22 protein-coding genes are annotated in these 19570 nt (G+C 56.9%); 7 read left to right on the forward strand and 15 right to left on the reverse strand.

The window, feature by feature from the left end; translation table 11 throughout:
- Positions 1 to 30: 30 nt before the first annotated feature.
- From IM304_RS10295 to yfbV, 4 genes are all read right to left on the reverse strand, one after another.
- Entirely contained in the window at positions 31 to 1863 is a 1833-nt protein-coding gene (locus tag IM304_RS10295) for an SLC13 family permease (RefSeq protein ID WP_193354544.1), read from the reverse strand.
- Positions 1864 to 1938: 75 nt separating this feature from the next.
- Positions 1939 to 2598 (reverse strand): sugar phosphatase, encoded by a 660-nt coding sequence (locus tag IM304_RS10300; RefSeq protein ID WP_193354543.1) that lies wholly within the window; start codon positions 2596 to 2598, stop codon positions 1939 to 1941.
- 11 nt (positions 2599 to 2609) lie between these two features.
- Complete coding sequence (locus tag IM304_RS10305) at positions 2610 to 3104, reverse strand: YfbU family protein (RefSeq protein ID WP_148419928.1); 495 nt, start codon at positions 3102 to 3104, stop codon at positions 2610 to 2612.
- Positions 3105 to 3196: 92 nt separating this feature from the next.
- Positions 3197 to 3652, reverse strand: coding sequence for a terminus macrodomain insulation protein YfbV (gene yfbV, locus IM304_RS10310; RefSeq protein ID WP_063853427.1), 456 nt, complete (start codon positions 3650 to 3652; stop codon positions 3197 to 3199).
- Between the two features lie 337 nt (positions 3653 to 3989).
- Here yfbV and ackA point away from each other — a divergent pair, with 337 nt between their 5' ends.
- A complete protein-coding gene (gene ackA / locus IM304_RS10315) occupies positions 3990 to 5192 on the forward strand; it encodes an acetate kinase (protein WP_148419930.1) in 1203 nt (400 codons plus the stop codon).
- Positions 5193 to 5267: 75 nt separating this feature from the next.
- Complete coding sequence (gene pta / locus IM304_RS10320; RefSeq protein ID WP_148419931.1) at positions 5268 to 7409, forward strand: phosphate acetyltransferase; 2142 nt, start codon at positions 5268 to 5270, stop codon at positions 7407 to 7409.
- Between the two features lie 44 nt (positions 7410 to 7453).
- On the opposite strand, the gene IM304_RS10325 is transcribed toward pta, so the two are convergent.
- The 5 genes from IM304_RS10325 to IM304_RS10345 form a co-directional block, all read right to left on the reverse strand.
- A complete protein-coding gene (locus IM304_RS10325) occupies positions 7454 to 8407 on the reverse strand; it encodes a transketolase family protein (protein WP_193354542.1) in 954 nt (317 codons plus the stop codon).
- On the reverse strand, positions 8400 to 9230 hold the full coding sequence (locus tag IM304_RS10330; protein WP_193354548.1) for a transketolase: 831 nt from the start codon (positions 9228 to 9230) through the stop codon (positions 8400 to 8402). Before IM304_RS10330 ends, IM304_RS10325 begins: the two co-directional genes overlap by 8 nt.
- A complete protein-coding gene (locus tag IM304_RS10335; RefSeq protein ID WP_148419933.1) occupies positions 9230 to 10618 on the reverse strand; it encodes a PTS ascorbate transporter subunit IIC in 1389 nt (462 codons plus the stop codon). The genes IM304_RS10330 and IM304_RS10335 overlap by 1 nt, the downstream gene beginning before the upstream one ends.
- A 21-nt stretch (positions 10619 to 10639) precedes the next feature.
- Positions 10640 to 10912: a PTS sugar transporter subunit IIB gene (locus IM304_RS10340; protein ID WP_003861447.1), complete on the reverse strand. Its 273-nt coding sequence runs from the start codon at positions 10910 to 10912 to the stop codon at positions 10640 to 10642.
- A 79-nt stretch (positions 10913 to 10991) separates the two neighbouring features.
- Entirely contained in the window at positions 10992 to 11435 is a 444-nt protein-coding gene (locus IM304_RS10345) for a PTS sugar transporter subunit IIA (protein ID WP_193354541.1), read from the reverse strand.
- Between the two features lie 236 nt (positions 11436 to 11671).
- Here IM304_RS10345 and IM304_RS10350 point away from each other — a divergent pair, with 236 nt between their 5' ends.
- A complete protein-coding gene (locus tag IM304_RS10350; RefSeq protein WP_148419935.1) occupies positions 11672 to 12691 on the forward strand; it encodes a LacI family DNA-binding transcriptional regulator in 1020 nt (339 codons plus the stop codon).
- Between the two features lie 3 nt (positions 12692 to 12694).
- On the opposite strand, the gene yfcD is transcribed toward IM304_RS10350, so the two are convergent.
- From yfcD to yfcF, 3 genes are read right to left on the reverse strand one after another with little or no spacing between them, the layout of a single operon-like run.
- Positions 12695 to 13261 carry an NUDIX hydrolase YfcD gene (gene yfcD / locus IM304_RS10355; RefSeq protein WP_003861439.1) on the reverse strand — a complete coding sequence of 189 codons (567 nt, stop codon included), beginning with the start codon at positions 13259 to 13261 and terminating at the stop codon, positions 12695 to 12697.
- 55 nt (positions 13262 to 13316) lie between these two features.
- Positions 13317 to 13868, reverse strand: a complete 552-nt coding sequence (yfcE, locus tag IM304_RS10360; protein WP_148419937.1) for a phosphodiesterase — start codon at positions 13866 to 13868, stop codon at positions 13317 to 13319.
- A gap of 56 nt (positions 13869 to 13924) precedes the next feature.
- A complete protein-coding gene (gene yfcF, locus IM304_RS10365) occupies positions 13925 to 14569 on the reverse strand; it encodes a glutathione transferase (protein ID WP_148419938.1) in 645 nt (214 codons plus the stop codon).
- A 140-nt stretch (positions 14570 to 14709) separates the two neighbouring features.
- On the opposite strand from yfcF, the gene yfcG reads away from it, so the two are divergent.
- From yfcG to IM304_RS10385, 4 genes are all read left to right on the forward strand, one after another.
- Complete coding sequence (yfcG, locus tag IM304_RS10370) at positions 14710 to 15339, forward strand: GSH-dependent disulfide bond oxidoreductase (protein ID WP_148419939.1); 630 nt, start codon at positions 14710 to 14712, stop codon at positions 15337 to 15339.
- A 75-nt stretch (positions 15340 to 15414) separates the two neighbouring features.
- The gene (gene folX, locus IM304_RS10375) at positions 15415 to 15783 is read left to right on the forward strand and encodes a dihydroneopterin triphosphate 2'-epimerase (protein WP_148419940.1); all 369 of its coding nucleotides are present in this window, start codon (positions 15415 to 15417) and stop codon (positions 15781 to 15783) included.
- Between the two features lie 13 nt (positions 15784 to 15796).
- A complete protein-coding gene (locus tag IM304_RS10380) occupies positions 15797 to 16690 on the forward strand; it encodes a TIGR01777 family oxidoreductase (protein WP_193354540.1) in 894 nt (297 codons plus the stop codon).
- A gap of 44 nt (positions 16691 to 16734) precedes the next feature.
- Entirely contained in the window at positions 16735 to 17244 is a 510-nt protein-coding gene (locus IM304_RS10385; RefSeq protein WP_193354539.1) for a GNAT family N-acetyltransferase, read from the forward strand.
- A gap of 72 nt (positions 17245 to 17316) precedes the next feature.
- Here the strand turns inward: IM304_RS10385 and hisP are convergent, their stop codons facing one another.
- From hisP to IM304_RS10400, 3 genes are read right to left on the reverse strand one after another with little or no spacing between them, the layout of a single operon-like run.
- On the reverse strand, positions 17317 to 18090 hold the full coding sequence (gene hisP / locus IM304_RS10390; RefSeq protein WP_148420012.1) for a histidine ABC transporter ATP-binding protein HisP: 774 nt from the start codon (positions 18088 to 18090) through the stop codon (positions 17317 to 17319).
- Positions 18091 to 18099: 9 nt separating this feature from the next.
- The gene (hisM, locus tag IM304_RS10395) at positions 18100 to 18813 is read right to left on the reverse strand and encodes a histidine ABC transporter permease HisM (RefSeq protein ID WP_148419943.1); all 714 of its coding nucleotides are present in this window, start codon (positions 18811 to 18813) and stop codon (positions 18100 to 18102) included.
- The gene (locus IM304_RS10400) at positions 18810 to 19496 is read right to left on the reverse strand and encodes a histidine ABC transporter permease HisQ (protein ID WP_148419944.1); all 687 of its coding nucleotides are present in this window, start codon (positions 19494 to 19496) and stop codon (positions 18810 to 18812) included. The genes hisM and IM304_RS10400 overlap by 4 nt, the downstream gene beginning before the upstream one ends.
- Positions 19497 to 19570: the final 74 nt, after the last annotated feature.

Raw genomic sequence — 19570 nt, forward strand, 5'->3', positions numbered from 1 at the left:
GCCTGCCCGGCCTGAAGCGCGTGCCCCTGCTTAAAACGGGAATAAGACCGGAATTAACACCACGCACACCAGCATCACCAGCACGGTGAACGGCACGCCAATCTTCACGAAGTCGCTGAATTTATAGTTCCCCGGCCCCAGCACCAGCGTATTGACCGGCGAAGAGACCGGCGTCATAAACGCCGCAGACGCCGCCATCGCAACCATCATCGCAAACGGATACGGCGAAACGCCCATCGATTTCGCCATCGCCAGCGCAATAGGCGCCATCAGCACGGCGGTGGCGGTGTTGGAAATAAACAGTCCGATGGAGGCGCACATGACAAACAGGCAGACCATCATCAGATAGGGACCATAACCGCCGCCCGCGTCCATTAAGCCTTTAACGATTAAATCCACCCCGCCGGTTTTCTGTAGCGCCAGGGCGAAAGGCATCATCCCGACAATAAGAATGATGCTCGGCCAGTGAATCGCCTTGTAAGCGCTTTCGGCATCGATACAGCGAAATTTGCCCATTAGCAGGCAGGCAATTATCGCCGCTATGGGATTAGGTATCTCGTCCGTCAGCATCAGGGAGACCATCAGCACCAGGCAGAATATCGCGTGGGGTGCCTGGCTGTGCGCCGGCGACGCGTCGCTCTCCTCAATCGGCATATTCAGCACCACAAAGTCGCGGCCTTTCTGCCCGAGCTGGCTAATCAGTTTCCAGTTGCCGACTACCAGGAAGATATCCCCCAGCAGGAGTGGCTCATCCACTACCGCTCCTTCAAGGGCCACGCCATCGCGCTTCAGGCCCACCACGTTCAGGCCATAGCGGGTGCGAAAGCCGATTTCGCGCACCGTTTTACCCAACAGCTCCGATTCCGGAATGAGTGACACCTCGGCCATGCCGACATCCAGCGCCTGGTCAGAAAAATATTCGCCGCGCAGCACCATCGGCTCCAGCAGCTGTTCGCTACAGAATTCACGCAAGTCCACGTCCGCCGTGGACATATCAATCAGCAGGACATCCCGCGCCCGGAATTCGGATACCCCGTTCACGTTGACAATCACCCGACGAAAGCGACGCCAGCGCTCCACGCCGATCACGTTTGCGCCGTAGCGTTCGCGCAGCCGGAGATCGTCCAGCCGCTGCCCTACCATGGGCGAACCCGGTCGGATGGCCAGACGCCGGGCGCGCCCGGTCAGGCGGTACTCTTTAATCAAATCGCGAAAGGAGCGCCGCTTCCAGCCCTCTCTGGCGTTATCCTGCTTCTCCCCTTTCAGGGCAAAACGGGTGAGAAGCATATAGATAATGCCCATCACCAGCACGACCAGCCCGATCGGCGTAACGCTGAAAAAGCTAAACCCCTCAAGCCCCTCACGGATCAGTTCGCTGTTAACGACCAGGTTCGGCGGCGTCGCCACCAGCGTCATCATGCCGCTGATAAGCCCGGCAAAGCTTAGCGGCATCATCAGGCGCGACGGGGAGATCTGCATTCGCATGCAGACGCTCAGCACCACCGGAATAAAAATAGCGACGACGCCCGTTGAGCTCATAAACGCGCCCAGCCCGGCCACCGTCAGCATCAGGTAAATCAGCATTTTGGTCTCGCTGCTGCCCGCCACCTTGACCAGCCACGCGCCCATCATCGTCGCCACGCCGGTGCGTACCAGCCCGTCGCCGATGATAAACAAGGCGGCAATCAAAATAACGTTGGGATCGCTAAACCCGGAAAAGGCTTCCGGCAGCGAGAGCGTACCGCTCAGCACGAAGGCGACAATCACGAACAGGGCGATGGCATCCATGCGCACCTTGCCCGTGGCAAAAAGAATGATGGCCATTAACAGCAGGCTCAGGACCCAAATCAGTTCACCGTTCACAACATGTCCTTGTCAGTGGAGGAGAAGCAATTTTGCCATAAAAAAGCCCCAGCAGCGTGGGGCTATATCATGGGATTACATTTTTAGCGAGACGGTTACAATGCCGTCCGGCGTCTTCGAGACGTCGATGGCAGTCAGCGTGTTGAGCACAAAGTCTGCCTCGTTCAGCCGGGGCGATCCCGCCGGAACGTTAACGGCGATGACGTGGCTTCCGGCGTTCAGCCCGGCCAGCACGCCTGCCGCCGCATCTTCCACAACCACGCACTCCGCAGGCGCAAGGCCAAGCAGCTCGGCGCCGAGCAGAAACGCATCCGGTTCCGGTTTGCCGCGCTTCACGCGTTCAGCGGTAATGAACACGTCCGGCGTCGGTAAACCTGCCGCCTTGTGGCGGGCGTGAGCGACGGGAACCGAGCCGGAGGTGACGATAGCCCAGGGGATCTGCGCTTCATTCAGATGCTCAAGCAATTCGCGCGCGCCGGGCAGCGCGGTGATGCCGTCGGTATCGGTGGCCTCAATCTGCTCAAGATAGGTAAACTCCGCCTGGATCTCTTCCTCAGAACGTCCCGCCAGGAAGTGCCGCAATGAGGTAATGGCCTGTTTGCCATGGATGAAATTCAGTACGTCCTGATGGTCGATGCCGTGCCGGTCGGCCCAGTGGCACCACGAGCGTTCAACCACCGGCAGCGAATCCACCAGCGTACCGTCCAGATCAAACAGAAAACCTTTACACTGCACACGCACCTCCGTCAGGCATTAATGATTTGTTGAATTTCGTTGCTGCTTAAGTGGTACTGGCGCGGGCAGGCATGCCACGCGCTCAGCATACGCTGATATTTGTCCCACATTGGGGTCTGGGCGTTAAAGCCGTGCGTGCCCGCGTCAAAGTGGGTGTAGCGCCCTTCGGTGTTCACCATAAAGCGCACATAGCTCAGATAGCGCGCTTCCGTCGCCGCATCAAATCCCAGGAACGTCACCCGGCGCTCGTCAATGGCCTGCTGGTCTTTAAGGTTGGTCCAGGACACATGCAGCGCATGGTACATCTCCATGATATCTATAACGATGCGGCAGGTTTCCTCTTTCAGCTCGCCAAACTCGCGATCCAGTTCGCGCATCTGCAAACCAAAACCACGTTCGACGATGGTCTGCAGGCGGCTGTAGCGCGCAGCGTTATCGGGATCAAGCATAGTCATCATCTTGTACTGGTTAGACAAAATCAGACGTTGAGCATGGGTCATTTCCATCTTTCGACTCCTGTAGCGCATTGCACTGTAAAAAAAAGACACGGTAACGGTGTGTTACTGTGCCTTCTTTTGGTCGTCGTTTCGATGATCAATCACAAGTCATCGAGGAATGTTTTATCAAGTTGTTTAAACGCTCGCTTGAGCGTATCTGCCAACGCCTGATAGTCCGGCTTGCCTTCCACCGGCGCCAACGCCTGGCCGGCTTCCTCCAGTTTTCCACGCACTTCATAAAACCAGTGTAAAATAGAAGGCGGAAGCGGCGTAATGGAGCGTTTACCTAACCACCACAGCCCCTGCATCGGCAGGCTTAAGGCAAAGAGCGCAGTCGCAACGGCCGGGCCAAGCTGTCCACCCAGCGCAATTTGCCAGCACAGGGTAAAGACGGCGATCGGGGGCATAAAGCGGATCGCGTAGCGCGTGGCGCGAATGGTGCGGTTTTCAATGAACATGGGCGCGAGGCGCTTTTCCATCGGCCATGTCTTTGCATAATGCTGTCCCCGACGAAACAGGCTAAAAAAGTTAACGGACGGGATTTCGGGTGTCGACATGGCTGTACCTCAACTTCACATATAAAAATTAAAATTTTCGTGCAAAACCACAACAGGCTATGACAACGTTCAAAATATTTTGTCATCGCTACCCCGTATCGGGTATCCTGTGCCAGCCTGATAGGGCCGTAGACGAGAAGCGTTAACTCGTCAAATTATCGCATATTATGCCATTGTCTGAAAAATGTTCAAAATGGCTTAAAATCATAGGTATTTCTTCCATCCTGCCAGAATGTTCGTTTGGCATGATGTTAATCATAAATGTCTGGGTCAGCATGCGTTACGCTTTTAGACTCATTGACGTTTTTTTAGCCACGTATCAATTATAGGTACTTCCATGTCGAGTAAGTTAGTACTGGTTCTGAACTGCGGTAGCTCTTCACTGAAATTCGCCATCATCGATGCGCTCAACGGTGACGAGTACCTCTCTGGTTTGGCCGAATGTTTCCATCTGCCTGAAGCACGTATCAAGTGGAAGATGGACGGCAGCAAACAAGAAGCGGCTTTAGGTGCAGGCGCCGCTCACAGTGAAGCGCTGAACTTTATCGTTAACACTATTCTGGCACAAAAACCAGAACTGTCTGCTCAGCTGACTGCAATTGGTCACCGTATCGTCCACGGCGGCGAAAAATACACCAGTTCCGTGGTGATTGACGACTCTGTGATCCAGGGCATCAAAGACTCTGCGTCTTTCGCACCGCTGCATAACCCGGCTCACCTGATCGGTATCGCTGAAGCACTGAAATCCTTCCCGAATCTGAAAGACAAAAACGTGGCCGTGTTCGATACCGCGTTCCATCAGACCATGCCGGAAGAGTCTTACCTCTATGCCCTGCCATACAGCCTGTACAAAGAGCATGGCGTCCGTCGTTACGGCGCACACGGCACCAGCCACTTCTATGTGACTCAGGAAGCCGCAAAAGTGCTGAACAAGCCGGTTGAAGAAGTGAACATCATCACCTGCCACCTGGGCAACGGTGGTTCTGTTTCTGCTATCCGCAACGGTAAATGTGTTGATACCTCCATGGGTCTGACCCCGCTGGAAGGTCTGGTGATGGGTACCCGTTCCGGTGACATCGACCCGGCGATCATCTTCCACCTGCACGACACCCTGGGCATGAGCGTTGACGACATCAACAAAATGCTGACCAAAGAGTCTGGCCTGCTGGGTCTGACCGAAGTCACCAGCGACTGCCGTTACGTTGAAGATAACTACGAAACCAAAGCAGACGCTAAGCGTGCAATGGACGTTTACTGCCACCGTCTGGCGAAGTACATCGGTTCTTACACCGCGCTGATGGAAGGCCGCCTTGACGCAGTTATCTTCACCGGTGGTATCGGTGAGAACGCGGCAATGGTTCGCGAACTGTCCCTGGGCAAACTGGGCGTTCTGGGCTTCGAGGTTGATCACGAGCGTAACCTGGCTGCCCGCTTCGGCAAGTCTGGCTTCATCAACAAAGAAGGCACCCGCCCGGCTATCGTTATCCCAACTAACGAAGAGCTGGTCATCGCGCAAGACGCGTGCCGTCTGACCGCCTGATTCCACACCGCCAGCAATGCTGGCGGTGCTGTTTTGTAGCCCGCCCAACGCGGCGGTAACGAAAGAGGATAAACCGTGTCCCGTACAATTATGCTGATCCCTACCGGAACCAGCGTCGGCCTGACCAGCGTCAGCCTCGGCGTGATCCGTGCTATGGAACGCAAAGGCGTTCGTCTGAGCGTCTTTAAGCCAATCGCCCAGCCTCGCGCCGGTGGCGATGCGCCAGACCAGACCACCACCATCGTTCGCAAAAATTCCAATCTGCCGGCGGCTGAACCGCTGAAGATGAGCCACGTTGAGTCTCTGCTCTCCAGCAACCAGAAAGACGTGCTGATGGAAGAGATCATCGCCAACTATCACGCTAACGCGCAGGACGCTGAAGTGGTGCTGGTTGAAGGCCTGGTCCCGACCCGTAAACACCAGTTTGCCCAGTCCCTAAACTTTGAAATCGCAAAAACCCTGAACGCAGAGATCGTTTTCGTGATGTCTCAGGGCACCGATACCCCGGAGCAGCTGAAAGAGCGTATCGAACTGACGCGCAGCAGCTTTGGCGGTGCGAAAAACACCAGCATCACCGGCGTTATCGTTAACAAACTGAACGCACCGGTTGATGAACAGGGCCGTACGCGTCCTGACCTGTCCGAAATCTTCGACGACTCTTCTAAAGCGAAAGTCATCAAAGTTGACCCGGCTAAACTTCAGGATTCCAGCCCGCTGCCCGTCCTGGGCGCGGTGCCGTGGAGCTTCGATCTGATTGCCACCCGTGCAATCGATATGGCGCGCCACCTGAACGCTACCGTGATCAACGAAGGCGACATCAATACCCGCCGCGTGAAGTCCGTGACCTTCTGCGCGCGCAGCATTCCACACATGCTGGAGCACTTCCGCGCTGGTTCTCTGCTGGTGACCTCCGCAGACCGTCCGGACGTGCTGGTTGCAGCCTGCCTGGCCGCGATGAACGGCGTGGAAATCGGTGCGATCCTGCTGACCGGCGCGTATGAGATGGACCCACGCGTAAGCAAGCTGTGCGAACGCGCGTTCGCCACCGGCCTGCCGGTGTTCATGGTGAACACCAACACCTGGCAGACCTCCCTGAGCCTGCAGAGCTTCAACCTGGAAGTACCGGTTGATGACCACGAGCGTATCGAGAAGGTTCAGGAATACGTTGCTGGCTATATCAACGCAGACTGGATCGAATCCCTGACCGCGACCTCCGAGCGCAGCCGCCGTCTGTCTCCTCCAGCCTTCCGTTACCAGCTGACCGAGCTGGCGCGTAAAGCGGGCAAACGTGTTGTTCTGCCAGAAGGCGACGAACCACGCACCGTTAAGGCGGCCGCTATCTGTGCAGAGCGCGGCATCGCGACCTGCGTGCTGCTGGGTAATCCGGATGAGATTAACCGCGTTGCGGCGTCCCAGGGCGTTGAGCTGGGCGCAGGCATCGAAATCGTCGATCCAGAAGTGGTTCGCGAAAGCTACGTTGCCCGTCTGGTTGAGCTGCGTAAGAACAAAGGCATGACCGAAGCCGTTGCGCGCGAGCAGCTGGAAGACAACGTGGTGCTGGGTACGCTGATGCTGGAGCAGGATGAAGTTGACGGCCTGGTTTCCGGTGCGGTACACACCACCGCGAACACCATCCGTCCGCCGCTGCAGCTGATCAAAACGGCACCGGGTAGCTCTCTGGTTTCCTCCGTGTTCTTCATGCTGCTGCCTGAACAGGTTTACGTTTACGGCGACTGCGCGATCAACCCGGATCCAACCGCAGAGCAGCTGGCAGAAATCGCAATCCAGTCTGCGGACTCCGCAACGGCATTCGGTATCGAACCGCGCGTGGCAATGCTCTCCTACTCTACCGGCACCTCTGGTGCAGGTAGCGACGTAGAGAAAGTCCGTGAAGCAACCCGTATTGCGCAGGAAAAACGTCCGGATCTGATGATCGACGGCCCGCTCCAGTACGATGCTGCGGTTATGGCTGACGTGGCGAAATCCAAAGCGCCAAACTCGCCGGTTGCAGGTCGCGCTACCGTGTTCATCTTCCCGGATCTGAACACCGGTAACACCACCTATAAAGCGGTACAGCGTTCAGCAGACCTGATCTCCATCGGGCCAATGCTGCAGGGCATGCGCAAGCCTGTGAACGACCTCTCCCGCGGTGCGCTGGTTGACGATATCGTCTACACCATCGCGCTGACGGCGATCCAGTCTTCACAGCAGCAGTAATGCTTTAACTGCATTAAAAAGGCGACCCGACGGTCGCCTTTTTTTTACAGCAGCTCTCTCGCCGCCGACACTATATGGTGGGCCGTCAGGCCATACTCCTTCTGAAGAAAGTCCTGCGTCCCCACCTGACCATAGCGTTCCTTAACGCCAACGCGACGCATCGGCACCGGGCAGGTTTCCACCAGCACTTCCGCCACCGCCGAGCCCAGCCCGTTATGGATGCTGTGGTTTTCGCAGGTCACAATACGCCCGGTTTTCTCGGCATAGTTTTTCACCAGCATCCTGTCGATGGGCTTCAGGGTAAACATGTCGATAACCGCCGCGCTTACGCCCTCCTGCTCTAGCTGACGCGCCGCCTCCAGCGCTTCCGCCACCATGATGCCGTTGGCTATCAGGGTGATGTCACTCCCTTCACGCAGCACGTTGCCTTTGCCAATGGTGAACGTTGAGCCCGGCGCATACACGCTCGGCGCCTGCTTGCGTATCGTGCGCACCCAGTAGAAGCCTTCCAGGTCCATCAGCTGACGCAGCACGTCTTCGAACATCACCGCGTCGGTCACCTCCAGCACCACCGAGTGCGCCAGGCCGCGCACAATGCCCATATCCTCAAACGACATATGCGTGCCGCCGTTGTGACAGGCCGTTACCCCCGCGTCCGAGGCAATCACCTTCACGTTGTTGCGCTGGTAGTCAAGGGACATAAACAGCTGGTCGAAGCAGCGGCGGCTGGCAAAGGCGGTGAAGGTGTGCACGAACGGCTTACGTCCGGTAAGCGACAGCCCCGCCGCCGTTCCAATCACGTTAGCCTCCATAATACCGCAGTTGATAACGTGCTGCGGATAATCGCGCGCCACGCCATCCATCGCCATCGAACTCATCAGATCCGCTTCGAGGGCAATAATCTCGCTCCCGGCCTCAATCTGTTTTGCCACAAAGCCCGCGTAGACCTTACGCATCTCAACGGCATCTTTCTGTTGTGGCGGTGCAAGCTTAATCATGTGAAGCCTCCAGTTGGCGAATCGTCTCGTTGAGGGCCGCTTTGCTCTCCGGGGTTAACCGCAGATGGTGCGAGTTGCCGAGCTGTTCCAGGTACGGCACCCCCTGCCCTTTGATGCTGTCGAGGATCACTACCCGCGGGCGCGCATCGGCCCCGGGCATCGGCGACGTTACCTCCAGCAGCGCCGGAATGTCGTCCCCCTTCACCGTCACCGCGTCAAAGCCAAAGGCGCGGAACTTCTCTTCCAGGTCGAACGCGCAGACGATCTCGTCCAGCTCGCCGTCGAGCTGCTGTTTGTTCCAGTCCACGAACACGGTCAGGTTATTCAGGCGATGGTGGGCAATAAACTGGAACGCTTCCCAGCACTGCCCCTCGTTCAGCTCCCCGTCGCCAACGATGCAGAACACCCGGTTTGGTCTTCCTGCCAGCCTGTGCGACAGCGCCATGCCGCCGGCGATAGAGATCCCCTGTCCAAGCGAACCGGTGGTGGCGTCCACGCCGCGGGTTTTCAGACGATCCGGGTGGCTGGGAAGACGCGTTCCGTTCTGGTTCAGCGTGCTCAGCTCTTCAATCGGGAAGTAGCCTTTAATCGCCAGCGTGCTGTAGAGCGCCGGGCCCGCATGGCCTTTCGACAGCACAAAGTAGTCTCGCTCAGGCCAGTCCGGATCGGCCGGGTCAATCTTCATTACCGCGCCGTACAGCACCGCCAGCGTTTCGACGACCGACATGCTGCCGCCATAGTGGCCAAAACCCAGCTGCGTCAGGGATTTCAGCGTCTCAAGGCGGATCTGACGCGCCAGTTCGGTTATTTCGTTCTCATTCATCATTTGGCTCCGGTATTTTCCTGCGCGTCACCGCCCGCAGGTTTGTTTTTAGCGAATACGTTGTAGGCCACCAGCAGCGCGAACAACGCAACAACCAGCCCGGTGATGGCAAGCGGCGACAGGAAGCGCGCCAGGTTGCCCAGCACAATCCCGACCGCGCCAAAATCGGCATCCGAGAAGGTGGTATTGGCAAAGCCAATCGCGCCCAGCACCGGCAGCAGCAGAACCGGCAGGAAGGTGATCAGCAGGCCGTTGGCAAATGCGCCAATCATCGCCCCGCGACGTCCGCCGGTGGCGTTACCAAACACGCCTGCGGTCGCGCCGGTGAAGAAGTGCGGAACAACGCCCGGCAGGATCAGCACCCAGTTAAGCTGTCCGCAGATGACCAGCCCCACAATCCCGCCCAGGAAGCTGAACAGGAAACCAATCAGCACCGCATTTGGCGCGTAGGGATAGACAACCGGACAGTCCAGCGCGGGACGCGCGTTGGGGACCAGTTTTTCAGAGAAGCCGGTAAAGGCCGGGACGATTTCCGCCAGAATCAGGCGCACGCCCTGGAGGATGATGAAAACGCCCGCCGCAAAGGTGATTGCCATGATGATGGCGTACACCAGGTAGTTCTGGCCGCCGCTGAAGGTCGCTTCCACATACTCGCGCCCGGCGCTCACCGCCATGATCAGATAGATAATCATCATGGTGAGGGAGATGGAGATCGAGCTGTCGCGCAGGAAGCTGAGGTTTTTCGGCAGGTTCATCTCTTCGGTAGAGCGCGAGCCTTTGCCGACTTTGCCGCCGATCCAGCCGGACAGCACGTAGCCCAGCGTACCGAAGTGACCGAAGGCGATCTCATCGTTGCCGGTGATGCGCTTCATATAGCGCTGCGCAATTGCCGGGAAGAAGGCCATGATCAGGCCGAGGATCAGCGAGCCGGTGAAGACCAGCCCAACCCCCTCAAAGCCCGCCACCGTCAGGATCACGCCAATCATGCACGCCATGTAGAAGGTGTGGTGTCCGGTCAGGAAGATGTACTTCAGGCGGGTAAAGCGCGCGACGATAATATTCGCCACCATCCCGAAGGCCATAATGAGCGCGGTGGAAGCACCGTATTTTTCCAGGGCAATCGATACAATCGCTTCATTGTTTGGAATAATGCCCTGGATATTAAAGGCGTGCTCAAACATGCCGCCCAGGGGATTTAATGAACCTACCAGCACCGTGGCGCCGCCGCCCAGCACAATAAAGCCGAGAATCGTTTTAATTGTGCCTTTTACGACATCTGAAAACGCTTTTTTCTGCGCAACCAGACCAATTAAGGCAATTAACCCCACCAGCACCGAAGGGACTTTTAAAATATCAACAACGAAATTCAGCGTTTCAAGGATAAACATATCCACCTCGCCTTATCAGGATTATTGTCTTTCGAACCAGGCACGCAGCTGCGCTTCGAGTTCGTTGATATCGATGATGTTGTTGATCACCACCAGCTGGCTTTCCGGCACGCTGGCGCTGGCTGCAATGTCTTTTGCCATTACAAACAGGTCGGCCGCACCCGGCGTGGCGGAGGAGAGATCGGAGTGTTCAACCTCGGCCTCTATTTCCAGCTTTTTGAGCACTTTTTTAATATTCATTTCGACCATAAAACTGCTGCCCAGGCCGGAGCCGCAAATAGCCATAATTTTCATTTTTAACCCCTTTTTTGAGTAGAGCACGCCCCATCACGCTGATGCGTAATGTTGAGATAAATCGGATGAAATAATTAAATCAGAAGCGGTCGATAATGGCTTTTATCTCCTCCAGGGTATTTGCCTGATGCAATTTCGCCATATCCGCGTCGCTGGAAAAGAGTTCTGCGAGCGCGGAGATTGTTTCGATATGGCTGTGTTTGTCCGGCGCCGCCAGCATAATAATCACATCGACGGGGTCAAACTCACCGGCGCCAAACGAAACGCCCTGCTTCAGCTTTAATAATGAGAGGCCGAGACCTTTCGCCCCTTCTTCCGGGCGCGCATGCGGCATTGCCAGCCCTGGCGCCAGCACGTAGTAAGGCCCTAGCGTGTGGTGCTGCGCGACGATGGCCGTAACGTATTCCGGCGAAATAACCTGCATTTCCAGCAGCGGTTTCGCACAAATCTCCAGCGCCTGCGGCCAGTTTTCGACGCTATCCTGTAGCGTAATGGTTGTATCATATATCCATTTTTTGAGCATTTTTTACTCCCGCGTAACGCCTGACATGGTCGAACTTTATTCAACCCGTCAGCCAATGACTGCGATCGGGATCACAAAGATAGCGCTACCAAAAACTAACATGCAGAAGTGTGATAGCGCTATCAAATTACCCGCACGGTATGAAATCACAGCAAAAAAAGGGATTTAAGGCGTATACTGCCAGTCACGTAAAATGAAGGATGAAATTCAATCGCGTCCTGTCAGCAGGAAGATGTATGTCTTTAACCCGAAAACGGCGCAGCACCGGAAAAGTAACCCTCGCAGATGTCGCGCAGCTTGCCGGCGTCGGCACAATGACCGTCTCACGCGCGCTCCGCACGCCCGAACAGGTTTCCGATAAACTGCGTGAAAAAATTGAAGCTGCGGTTCAGGAGCTGGGGTATATGCCCAACCTGGCCGCCAGCGCACTGGCATCGGCGTCATCGTGGACGATCGCGATGGTCGTTCCCAACCTTTCCGAAGCCGGATGTTCAGAGATGTTTGCCGGGCTTCAGCAGGTGCTTCAGCCCGCCGGTTACCAGATCATGCTGGCGGAGTCTCAGCATCGAGTCGAACAGGAAGAGAAACTGCTTGAAACGCTGCTGGCGTCGAATATCGCCGCCGCGATTTTGCTCAGCGTTGAGCACTCCGACACGGTCCGCCACTGGCTGAAAAATGCCTCCATTCCGGTGATGGAAATGGGGGCGATGCGCGCCGATCCGATTGATATGAACATCGGTATTGATAACGTCGCCGCCATGCAGGAGCTCACGGAAATGGTCATTAAGCGCGGCTACCAGAACATTGGCCTGCTGTGTGCCAACCAGGAGCAGTGGATTTTCCAGCAGCATTTGCAGGGCTGGTACAAGGCGATGCTGCGCCACCACCTGTCGCCGAACCGGGTGATTAACGCCGCCATGCCGCCGAACTTCTCGACCGGTGCGGCGCAGCTGCCTGAATTTCTGCTGGCGTGGCCGGAGCTGGATGCGCTGGTGTGCGTTTCTGACGAGCTGGCCTGCGGCGCGCTGTACGAATGCCAGCGACGACGCATCAAAGTGCCGGACGATCTGGCGGTGGTTGGCTTTGGCGATAGCGACGTCAGCCGGGTCTGCCAGCCGCCGCTGACGACGATGGCGGTGCCGCATCGTAAGATTGGGATTGAGGCCGGAAAAGCGCTTCTGGAGCGTCTGAATGACGGAGGCTGGCGCGATCGTAAGCCCATCGCGTCCAGCCTGTGCCTGCGGGAAAGCTGTTGAGGCTTACTCCGCCTCTTCCTCTTTTTCCGCTTTGTTTTCCGGCTTAGCGGATTCGTTTTTGGCGTTGCGGGTCATCCACAGCGCCAGCGCTTTTAAGGAGTCCGGCGTGAACTCATCGCAGCGGGCGGTGATCTCTTCCGGCGTCATCCAGCTAACTTCGCTAACTTCCTCTTCCTGCAGGGCGAAAGGCCCGTGGGAAACGCAGCTAAACAGACCGCCCCAGACGCGGCAATGTTCGTCTTCAAAATAGAACTGGCCGTGCTCGGCAAACGGCACGCCGGCAATGCCTAACTCTTCTTCCGCTTCACGACGTGCGGAATCCAGCAGAACTTCATCGGCCTGGACGACGCCGCCCGCGGTGGCATCCAGCATGCCTGGAAGAAAATCTTTGGTGTCCGTGCGGCGCTGGACCAGGATCTTGCCCATTCCGTCATGAACAACGATGTACGTAGCGCGGTGACGCAGACGCTCCGCACGCATTTGTTCGCGGCTGGCCTGCGCGATCACTTCATTTTCTTCGCTGACAATGTCAACCCACTCAGTACTTGCCAAATGATTCTGCTCCACCATCGGGAAACCTTCTCGTCTAAGCGCTCTTACGGCGCGTTTGCAGTTGTGGTGTAACTTACGGATTAATCGCTATCTGCGCAATAACTTGCTGATCATTAAGTGCGATAACGCTTAATGTCCCGTCTTCAAACATGCCGTAGCTTGCCGGGTAGCCGCCTTTAGGAATGCTGACAGAGCCGGGATTAAAGTGATAAATCGCCCCGCGTTTTTCCGCTACCGGAATATGAGTATGACCGTAAACCAGGACATCGCCAGCCGCGAGCGGCGGGAGTTTATCCGGGCCGAACAGGTGCCCATGCGTCAGGAACAGACGGCAGTTTTCCAGCAGCACCTGTTGCCAGGGAGCGGTGATGGGAAATTGCAGCAGCATCTGATCCACTTCGCTGTCGCAGTTGCCGCGCACGGCAATAATACGGGAGGCGTAGTGATTCAGTTTTTCCGCCACCTGGGCGGGCGCATAGCCTTCCGGCAGCGCGTTGCGTGGGCCGTGGTTTAACACGTCGCCCAGGATCGCCAGCCATTGCGCTCCGCTCTGGTCAAACAGAGAAAGCACGCGCTCGGTCGCGGGCAGCGATCCATGAATATCCGATGCAAACATCAGCTTCATCAGTTACTCCTCGGAAATACAGACTGCCCATATCATACCTGAAGCGCCCGGGCTTATCAGCCTGCACGCTTAGCAGAGAGTGCCAGATAGCGCTGTACCGATGCGCGTTGCCACTGGAACGCGGCATAATCCACCAGCAGCTGTGGGACCGCATCTCCGTTAAGGATCAGGCGATTCAGCATCAGCGCAAGGTCGGTATCGGCAATACACCACTCGCCAAACAGATTGGGGTTGCCGTGGGCCAGCAGTGATGAAGCGGTATCAATCAGCTTCTGAGCGCTGGCTATCCCCTCCTCGCTGAGGGCTGGCTTTTTGACCCCTGCAAACACCACATCCGTCGATCGCTCCGTGCGAATCGGCACCAGATCGCTTCGCAGCCACGCCTGAATCTGACGGGCACGGGCGCGCTTTTGCAGATCGTGAGGATAAATGCGTTCCCACTCCGGTGGCGCAAAGCGGTCTTCAAGGTACTCGTCAATTGCCGAGGATTCACTTAATTCAAAGCCGTCAATCTCCAGCACGGGCACCCGGCGGGTGAGCGCGTAACCCTGCCACTGAGGCTTCAGATGTTCGCCACTGTCCAGATCGACGGTTTTCAGACTAAAGGAAAGCCCCTTTTCAGCCAGCGCAACGTAAACGCTCAAAACATAAGGAGAAAAGAAGTTCGCATCGGACCACAACGTTATTACAGGCTGGCTCATAACATCCTCATCGGCTGATCGGTTTTTACTCAAGATATAATCTCCCGGCCTCGCTGTCACTTGATGAAAACTCACGATTTACAACAAACACCTATACTGTTTTTTCATGGCAACACTATTCGCACAGACAGGAGTTGAGAATGATAGATCTTTATTATGCCCCTACCCCGAATGGTCATAAGATCACCCTCTTTCTCGAAGAAGCCGAACTGGACTACCGAATCATTCGCGTTGATATCAGCAAAGGCGATCAGTTCCGCCCCGTTTTTCTGGCCATCTCGCCCAACAATAAAATTCCGGCCATCATTGATAACCTGCCTTCAGACGGCGGAAAACCGCTAAGCCTGTTTGAATCCGGGGAGATACTGCTTTATCTGGCGGAGAAAACCGGCAAGCTTCTGAGCGGGGAGCTGCGCGAACGCCATCACACGCTGCAATGGTTATTCTGGCAGTCGAGCGGCCTGGGGCCGATGCTGGGGCAGAACCACCATTTCACCGCCTATGCGCCGCAAACTATCCCTTATGCCATTGAGCGATATCAGGTCGAAACGCAGCGCCTGTACGGCGTCCTCAACCGGCGGCTGGAAACGTCACCGTGGCTCGGTGGCGATCACTATAGCATCGCAGATATCGCCTGCTGGCCGTGGGTCAATACCCATGAACGCCACCGGATTGACCTGGCCACCTATCCGGCGGTGAACAACTGGTTTGAGCGCATCCGAACCCGTCCGGCCACCGAACGCGCCATGCAAAAAATCCATCAGATTTGAGCCTGCGCCCCGTTGGGTGCAGGTGTTGTCCTCATGTATGATGAGGCGATAATACTGACACGGAGAAGACCTGCAATGTCCCAGCATGACGCTGTTATTCGTATAAAAAATTTACGCCTGCGCACGTTCATTGGCATCAAAGAGGAAGAGATCGCTAATCGCCAGGATATCGTGGTGAATGTCGCGATCCATTACCCGGCGGACAAGGCGCGCGCCAGCGAAGACATTAATGACGCGCTGAACTATCGCACGATCACCAAAAGCATCATCCAGTACGTCGAGAACAACCGTTTCGCGCTGCTGGAAAAATTAACTCAGGATGTGCTCGACATCGCACGCGAACACCACTGGGTCACTTATGCTGAAGTGGAGATCGATAAACTTCACGCCCTGCGCTACGCCGACTCCGTCTCCATGACGTTAAGCTGGCGGCGCCAGGCGTAAACCTGGAGGTTGTATGAAGATTCTGCTCACCGGCGGTACGGGCCTGATTGGTCGCCATCTCATTCCGCGCCTGCGGGCGCTGCATCACGACATCACCGTGGTCACGCGCAGCCCGGAGAAAGCCCGTCAGGTGCTGGGTGGCGGGGTGGCGTTCTGGAAAGGCCTGGCGGAACGGCAGGATCTGAACGGCTTTGATGCCGTCATCAACCTCGCAGGCGAACCCATCGCCGATAAGCGCTGGACCGAAGAGCAAAAACAGCGCTTATGCAGCAGCCGCTGGAACATAACCGGGAAGCTGGTTGAGCTGATTCGCAACAGCGAAACGCCGCCGTCGGTGCTGATTTCCGGCTCTGCCACGGGATACTACGGCGATCTCGGGGAAGTGGTGGTGACTGAGGAAGAGCCTCCGCATAACGAGTTTACCCACAAGCTCTGCGCCCAGTGGGAGCGCATCGCCTGCGGTGCGCAGAGCGATAATACCCGCGTCTGCCTGCTGCGCACCGGCGTGGTGCTCGCCCCGAAGGGCGGTATTCTCGGCAAAATGCTGCCGCCGTTTAAAATGGGGCTTGGCGGGCCCATCGGCAACGGACGTCAGTACCTGGCGTGGATCCACATCGACGATATGGTTAACGGCATTATCTGGCTGCTGGATAACGACCTGCGCGGGCCGTTTAACATGGTGTCACCGTATCCGGTACGTAATGAACAGTTTGCGCACGCGCTGGGCCATGCCCTGCACCGCCCGGCGGTACTGCGCGTGCCCGCGACGGCGATTCGGCTGTTGATGGGTGAATCGTCGGTGCTGGTGCTGGGCGGCCAGCGCGCGCTGCCGAAACGGCTGGAAGCGGCCGGGTTTACGTTCCGCTGGTATGACCTGGAAGAGGCGCTGGGGGATGTGGTGCGGTGAATATGTTACAGTTATACGCCATGTCTGGATGATATGGCGTAACTATGGCAACCATCACTACAGCCCGGCTTCACCTCACACCTTTCGAACCTTCTGACTGGGCCTTCTTTCGCTCGCTGCGTGAAGATCCTCTTATCATGCGTTACATGGCCGCCATCGCCCCGGAAAAGGAGACGCGCCGCGTATTTGCCGCACGTCTGTTGGCGGAGCATGTCTTCGCGATCCGTCTGCATAATGACGATACGCCGCTGGGCGATATCGGACTGCAAATCAGCGCGGCGAACCGTGAAGAGGCGGATATTGGCTATACCGTGGTGCCTGCCGCGCAGGGAAAAGGGATTGCCAGCGAGGCGCTGCGTGCGGTGTGCGAATACGCCTTTAACCAGATCGGCGTGAAGGCAATTAATGCGTATGTACTGGCGGATAACGGCGGATCGGTGCGCGTGCTGGAGAAAGCCGGCTTTGTGCGCACGCAGGTGCTGGAGAAGGCGTACGAGATTAACGGCGTGCGTTACGACGACTGGGCGTACCGGCTGGAGCGTGGCGCGACCTGATGCCCTCACCCCAGCCCTCTCCCACGGGGAGAGGGAGAAACGTCCCCCTCAGCCCAATCCAGTTCCGCAAGACTATTTCAACGATCCCTTGAGGAACTGCTGCAGACGCGGGCTTTGCGGATTCGCCAGCACCTCATCCGGGTGCCCCTGCTCCTCAATCTTGCCCTGATGCAGGAAGATAACGTGATTAGAAACGTTACGGGCAAAGCCCATCTCGTGCGTCACCACTACCATCGTTTTGCCCTCTTCGGCCAGCTTCTGCATGATGCGCAGCACCTCGCCGACGAGTTCAGGGTCAAGGGCGGAGGTCGGTTCGTCAAACAGCAGCACTTCAGGCTCCATCGCCAGCGCGCGGGCGATGGAAACGCGCTGCTGCTGACCGCCCGACAGGTGCACCGGATACTTAATCTGCTGGCGCTCGTCGATGCCCACCTTCGCCAGATATTTCACCGCACGCTCGCGGGCCTCCTGCTTGCTTAAGCCGAGTACCTGAACCGGCGCTTCCATAACGTTCTCCAGCACCGTCATGTGGCTCCAGAGGTTAAAGTGCTGGAACACCATCGTCAGACGCGTACGCAGCAGGCGCAGCTGGTTTTTATCCGCCACCTTAAGCTGGCCGTCTTTATCGCGGACCATATTAATATTCTGCCCGCTCACCACAATCGAACCTTCACTCGGCTTTTCGAGGAAGTTAATGCAGCGCAGGAACGTACTCTTACCGGAACCGGATGAGCCGATAATACTGATCACGTCGCCCGCATTCGCCTGCAGCGATACCCCTTTCAGCACTTCATGTTCGCCGTAGCGCTTGTGCAAATCAATTACGTTTAATTTGTTCTCAGCCATCATAAATTCTCAGTGCGTCGACGGTTTTATATGCTGCAACCAGCGTTTTTCAGCCTTACGGAACAGGCTGATCAAGACGTAAGAAATGATCAAATAGAGCACCGCCGCAATGCCAAACGCGGTAAACGGCTGGTAGGTCGCGGAGTTAATATCGCGGGCGATTTTTAACAGATCCGGTACCGTGGCGGTAAACGCCAGTGCCGTCGAATGCAGCATCAAAATCACCTCGTTGCTGTATGCCGGCAGCGCGATTCGCAGCGCCGAAGGCAGAATAATGCAGCGGTAAAGCTTCACGGAGGAGAAACCGTACGCGCGCGCCGCCTCGATCTCACCGTGCGGCACGGAACGGATGGCCCCGGCGAAGATCTCGGTGGTATAGGCGCAGGTGTTGAGCGTTAACGCCAGCACCGTACAGTTCAGACCGCTGCGGAAGAACGCGTTCAGCATCTCGGTGCCTTTCACGATCTCCAGCGTGTACATTCCCGAATAGAACACCAGCAGCTGCACGTACAGCGGCGTGCCGCGAAACACGTAGGTGAACAGCCAGATCGGGAAGCGGATAAATTTGTTGTTCGACACGCGCCCGATGGCCAAAAACACCGCCAGAATACCGCCCATCACCACGGAGGAGATCAGCAGCCACAGCGTGATCGCCACGCCGGTAAAGCGGTAGCCGTCCGTCCACAGCAGGGATTTCCAGTACTCCTGAATAATCTCAATCACAGGTCAGCCCTCTTCACACCCACGGAGTAGCGACGTTCGAGCAGAAGCAGCACACCATTGGAGACGGTCGTAAAGACCAGATAAATCACGCCGCAGACCACCGCAAAGTAGAACGGTTCCCAGGTGCTCTTACCCGCCAGCTGCGTGGCCTTCACCACATCTTCCAGGCCGAGCAGGGAGACCAGCGCCGTCGCTTTGAGAATAACCTGCCAGTTGTTGCCGATGCCCGGGAGCGCGTAGCGCATCATGGCCGGAAACATGATCCGACGGAACGTTTGTGAAGAGGTAAAACCGTAGGCGGTCGCCGCTTCAATGTGCCCTTTCGGGACAGCCATGTACGCGCCGCGGAAGGTTTCAGTGAAGTATGCGCCGTAGATAAAGCCCAGGGTAATGATGCCAGCCACCATCGGATCGATATCGATCTGATCCATGCCGACGGCATCCGTCACGCCGTTAAGCGCAATTTGCAGCCCGTAGAAGATCAGCAGCATCAGCACCAGGTCAGGAACGCCGCGAATCAGCGTGGTATAGCCTTCAAATATCAGTGCCAGCGGTCTGTTGGCCGATAACTTTGCCCCCGCGCCCGCCAGGCCTATCAGCACCGCCAGCACCACGGAGCTGATAGCCAGCTCAAGGGTGACAAGCGCGCCCTGTAAAATAACGCCAGAAAATCCGTACAGCATACCGCCTGCCCTGTCGTCTCGTGAGTGGTGGAACCGTGTCTTTTCCCCTCCCGCAGCGGGAGGGGCCGCACGTT

This window comes from Enterobacter cloacae complex sp. P40C2, assembly GCF_014930695.1.
GTDB classification, from domain to species: Bacteria; Pseudomonadota; Gammaproteobacteria; order Enterobacterales; family Enterobacteriaceae; genus Enterobacter; species Enterobacter pasteurii.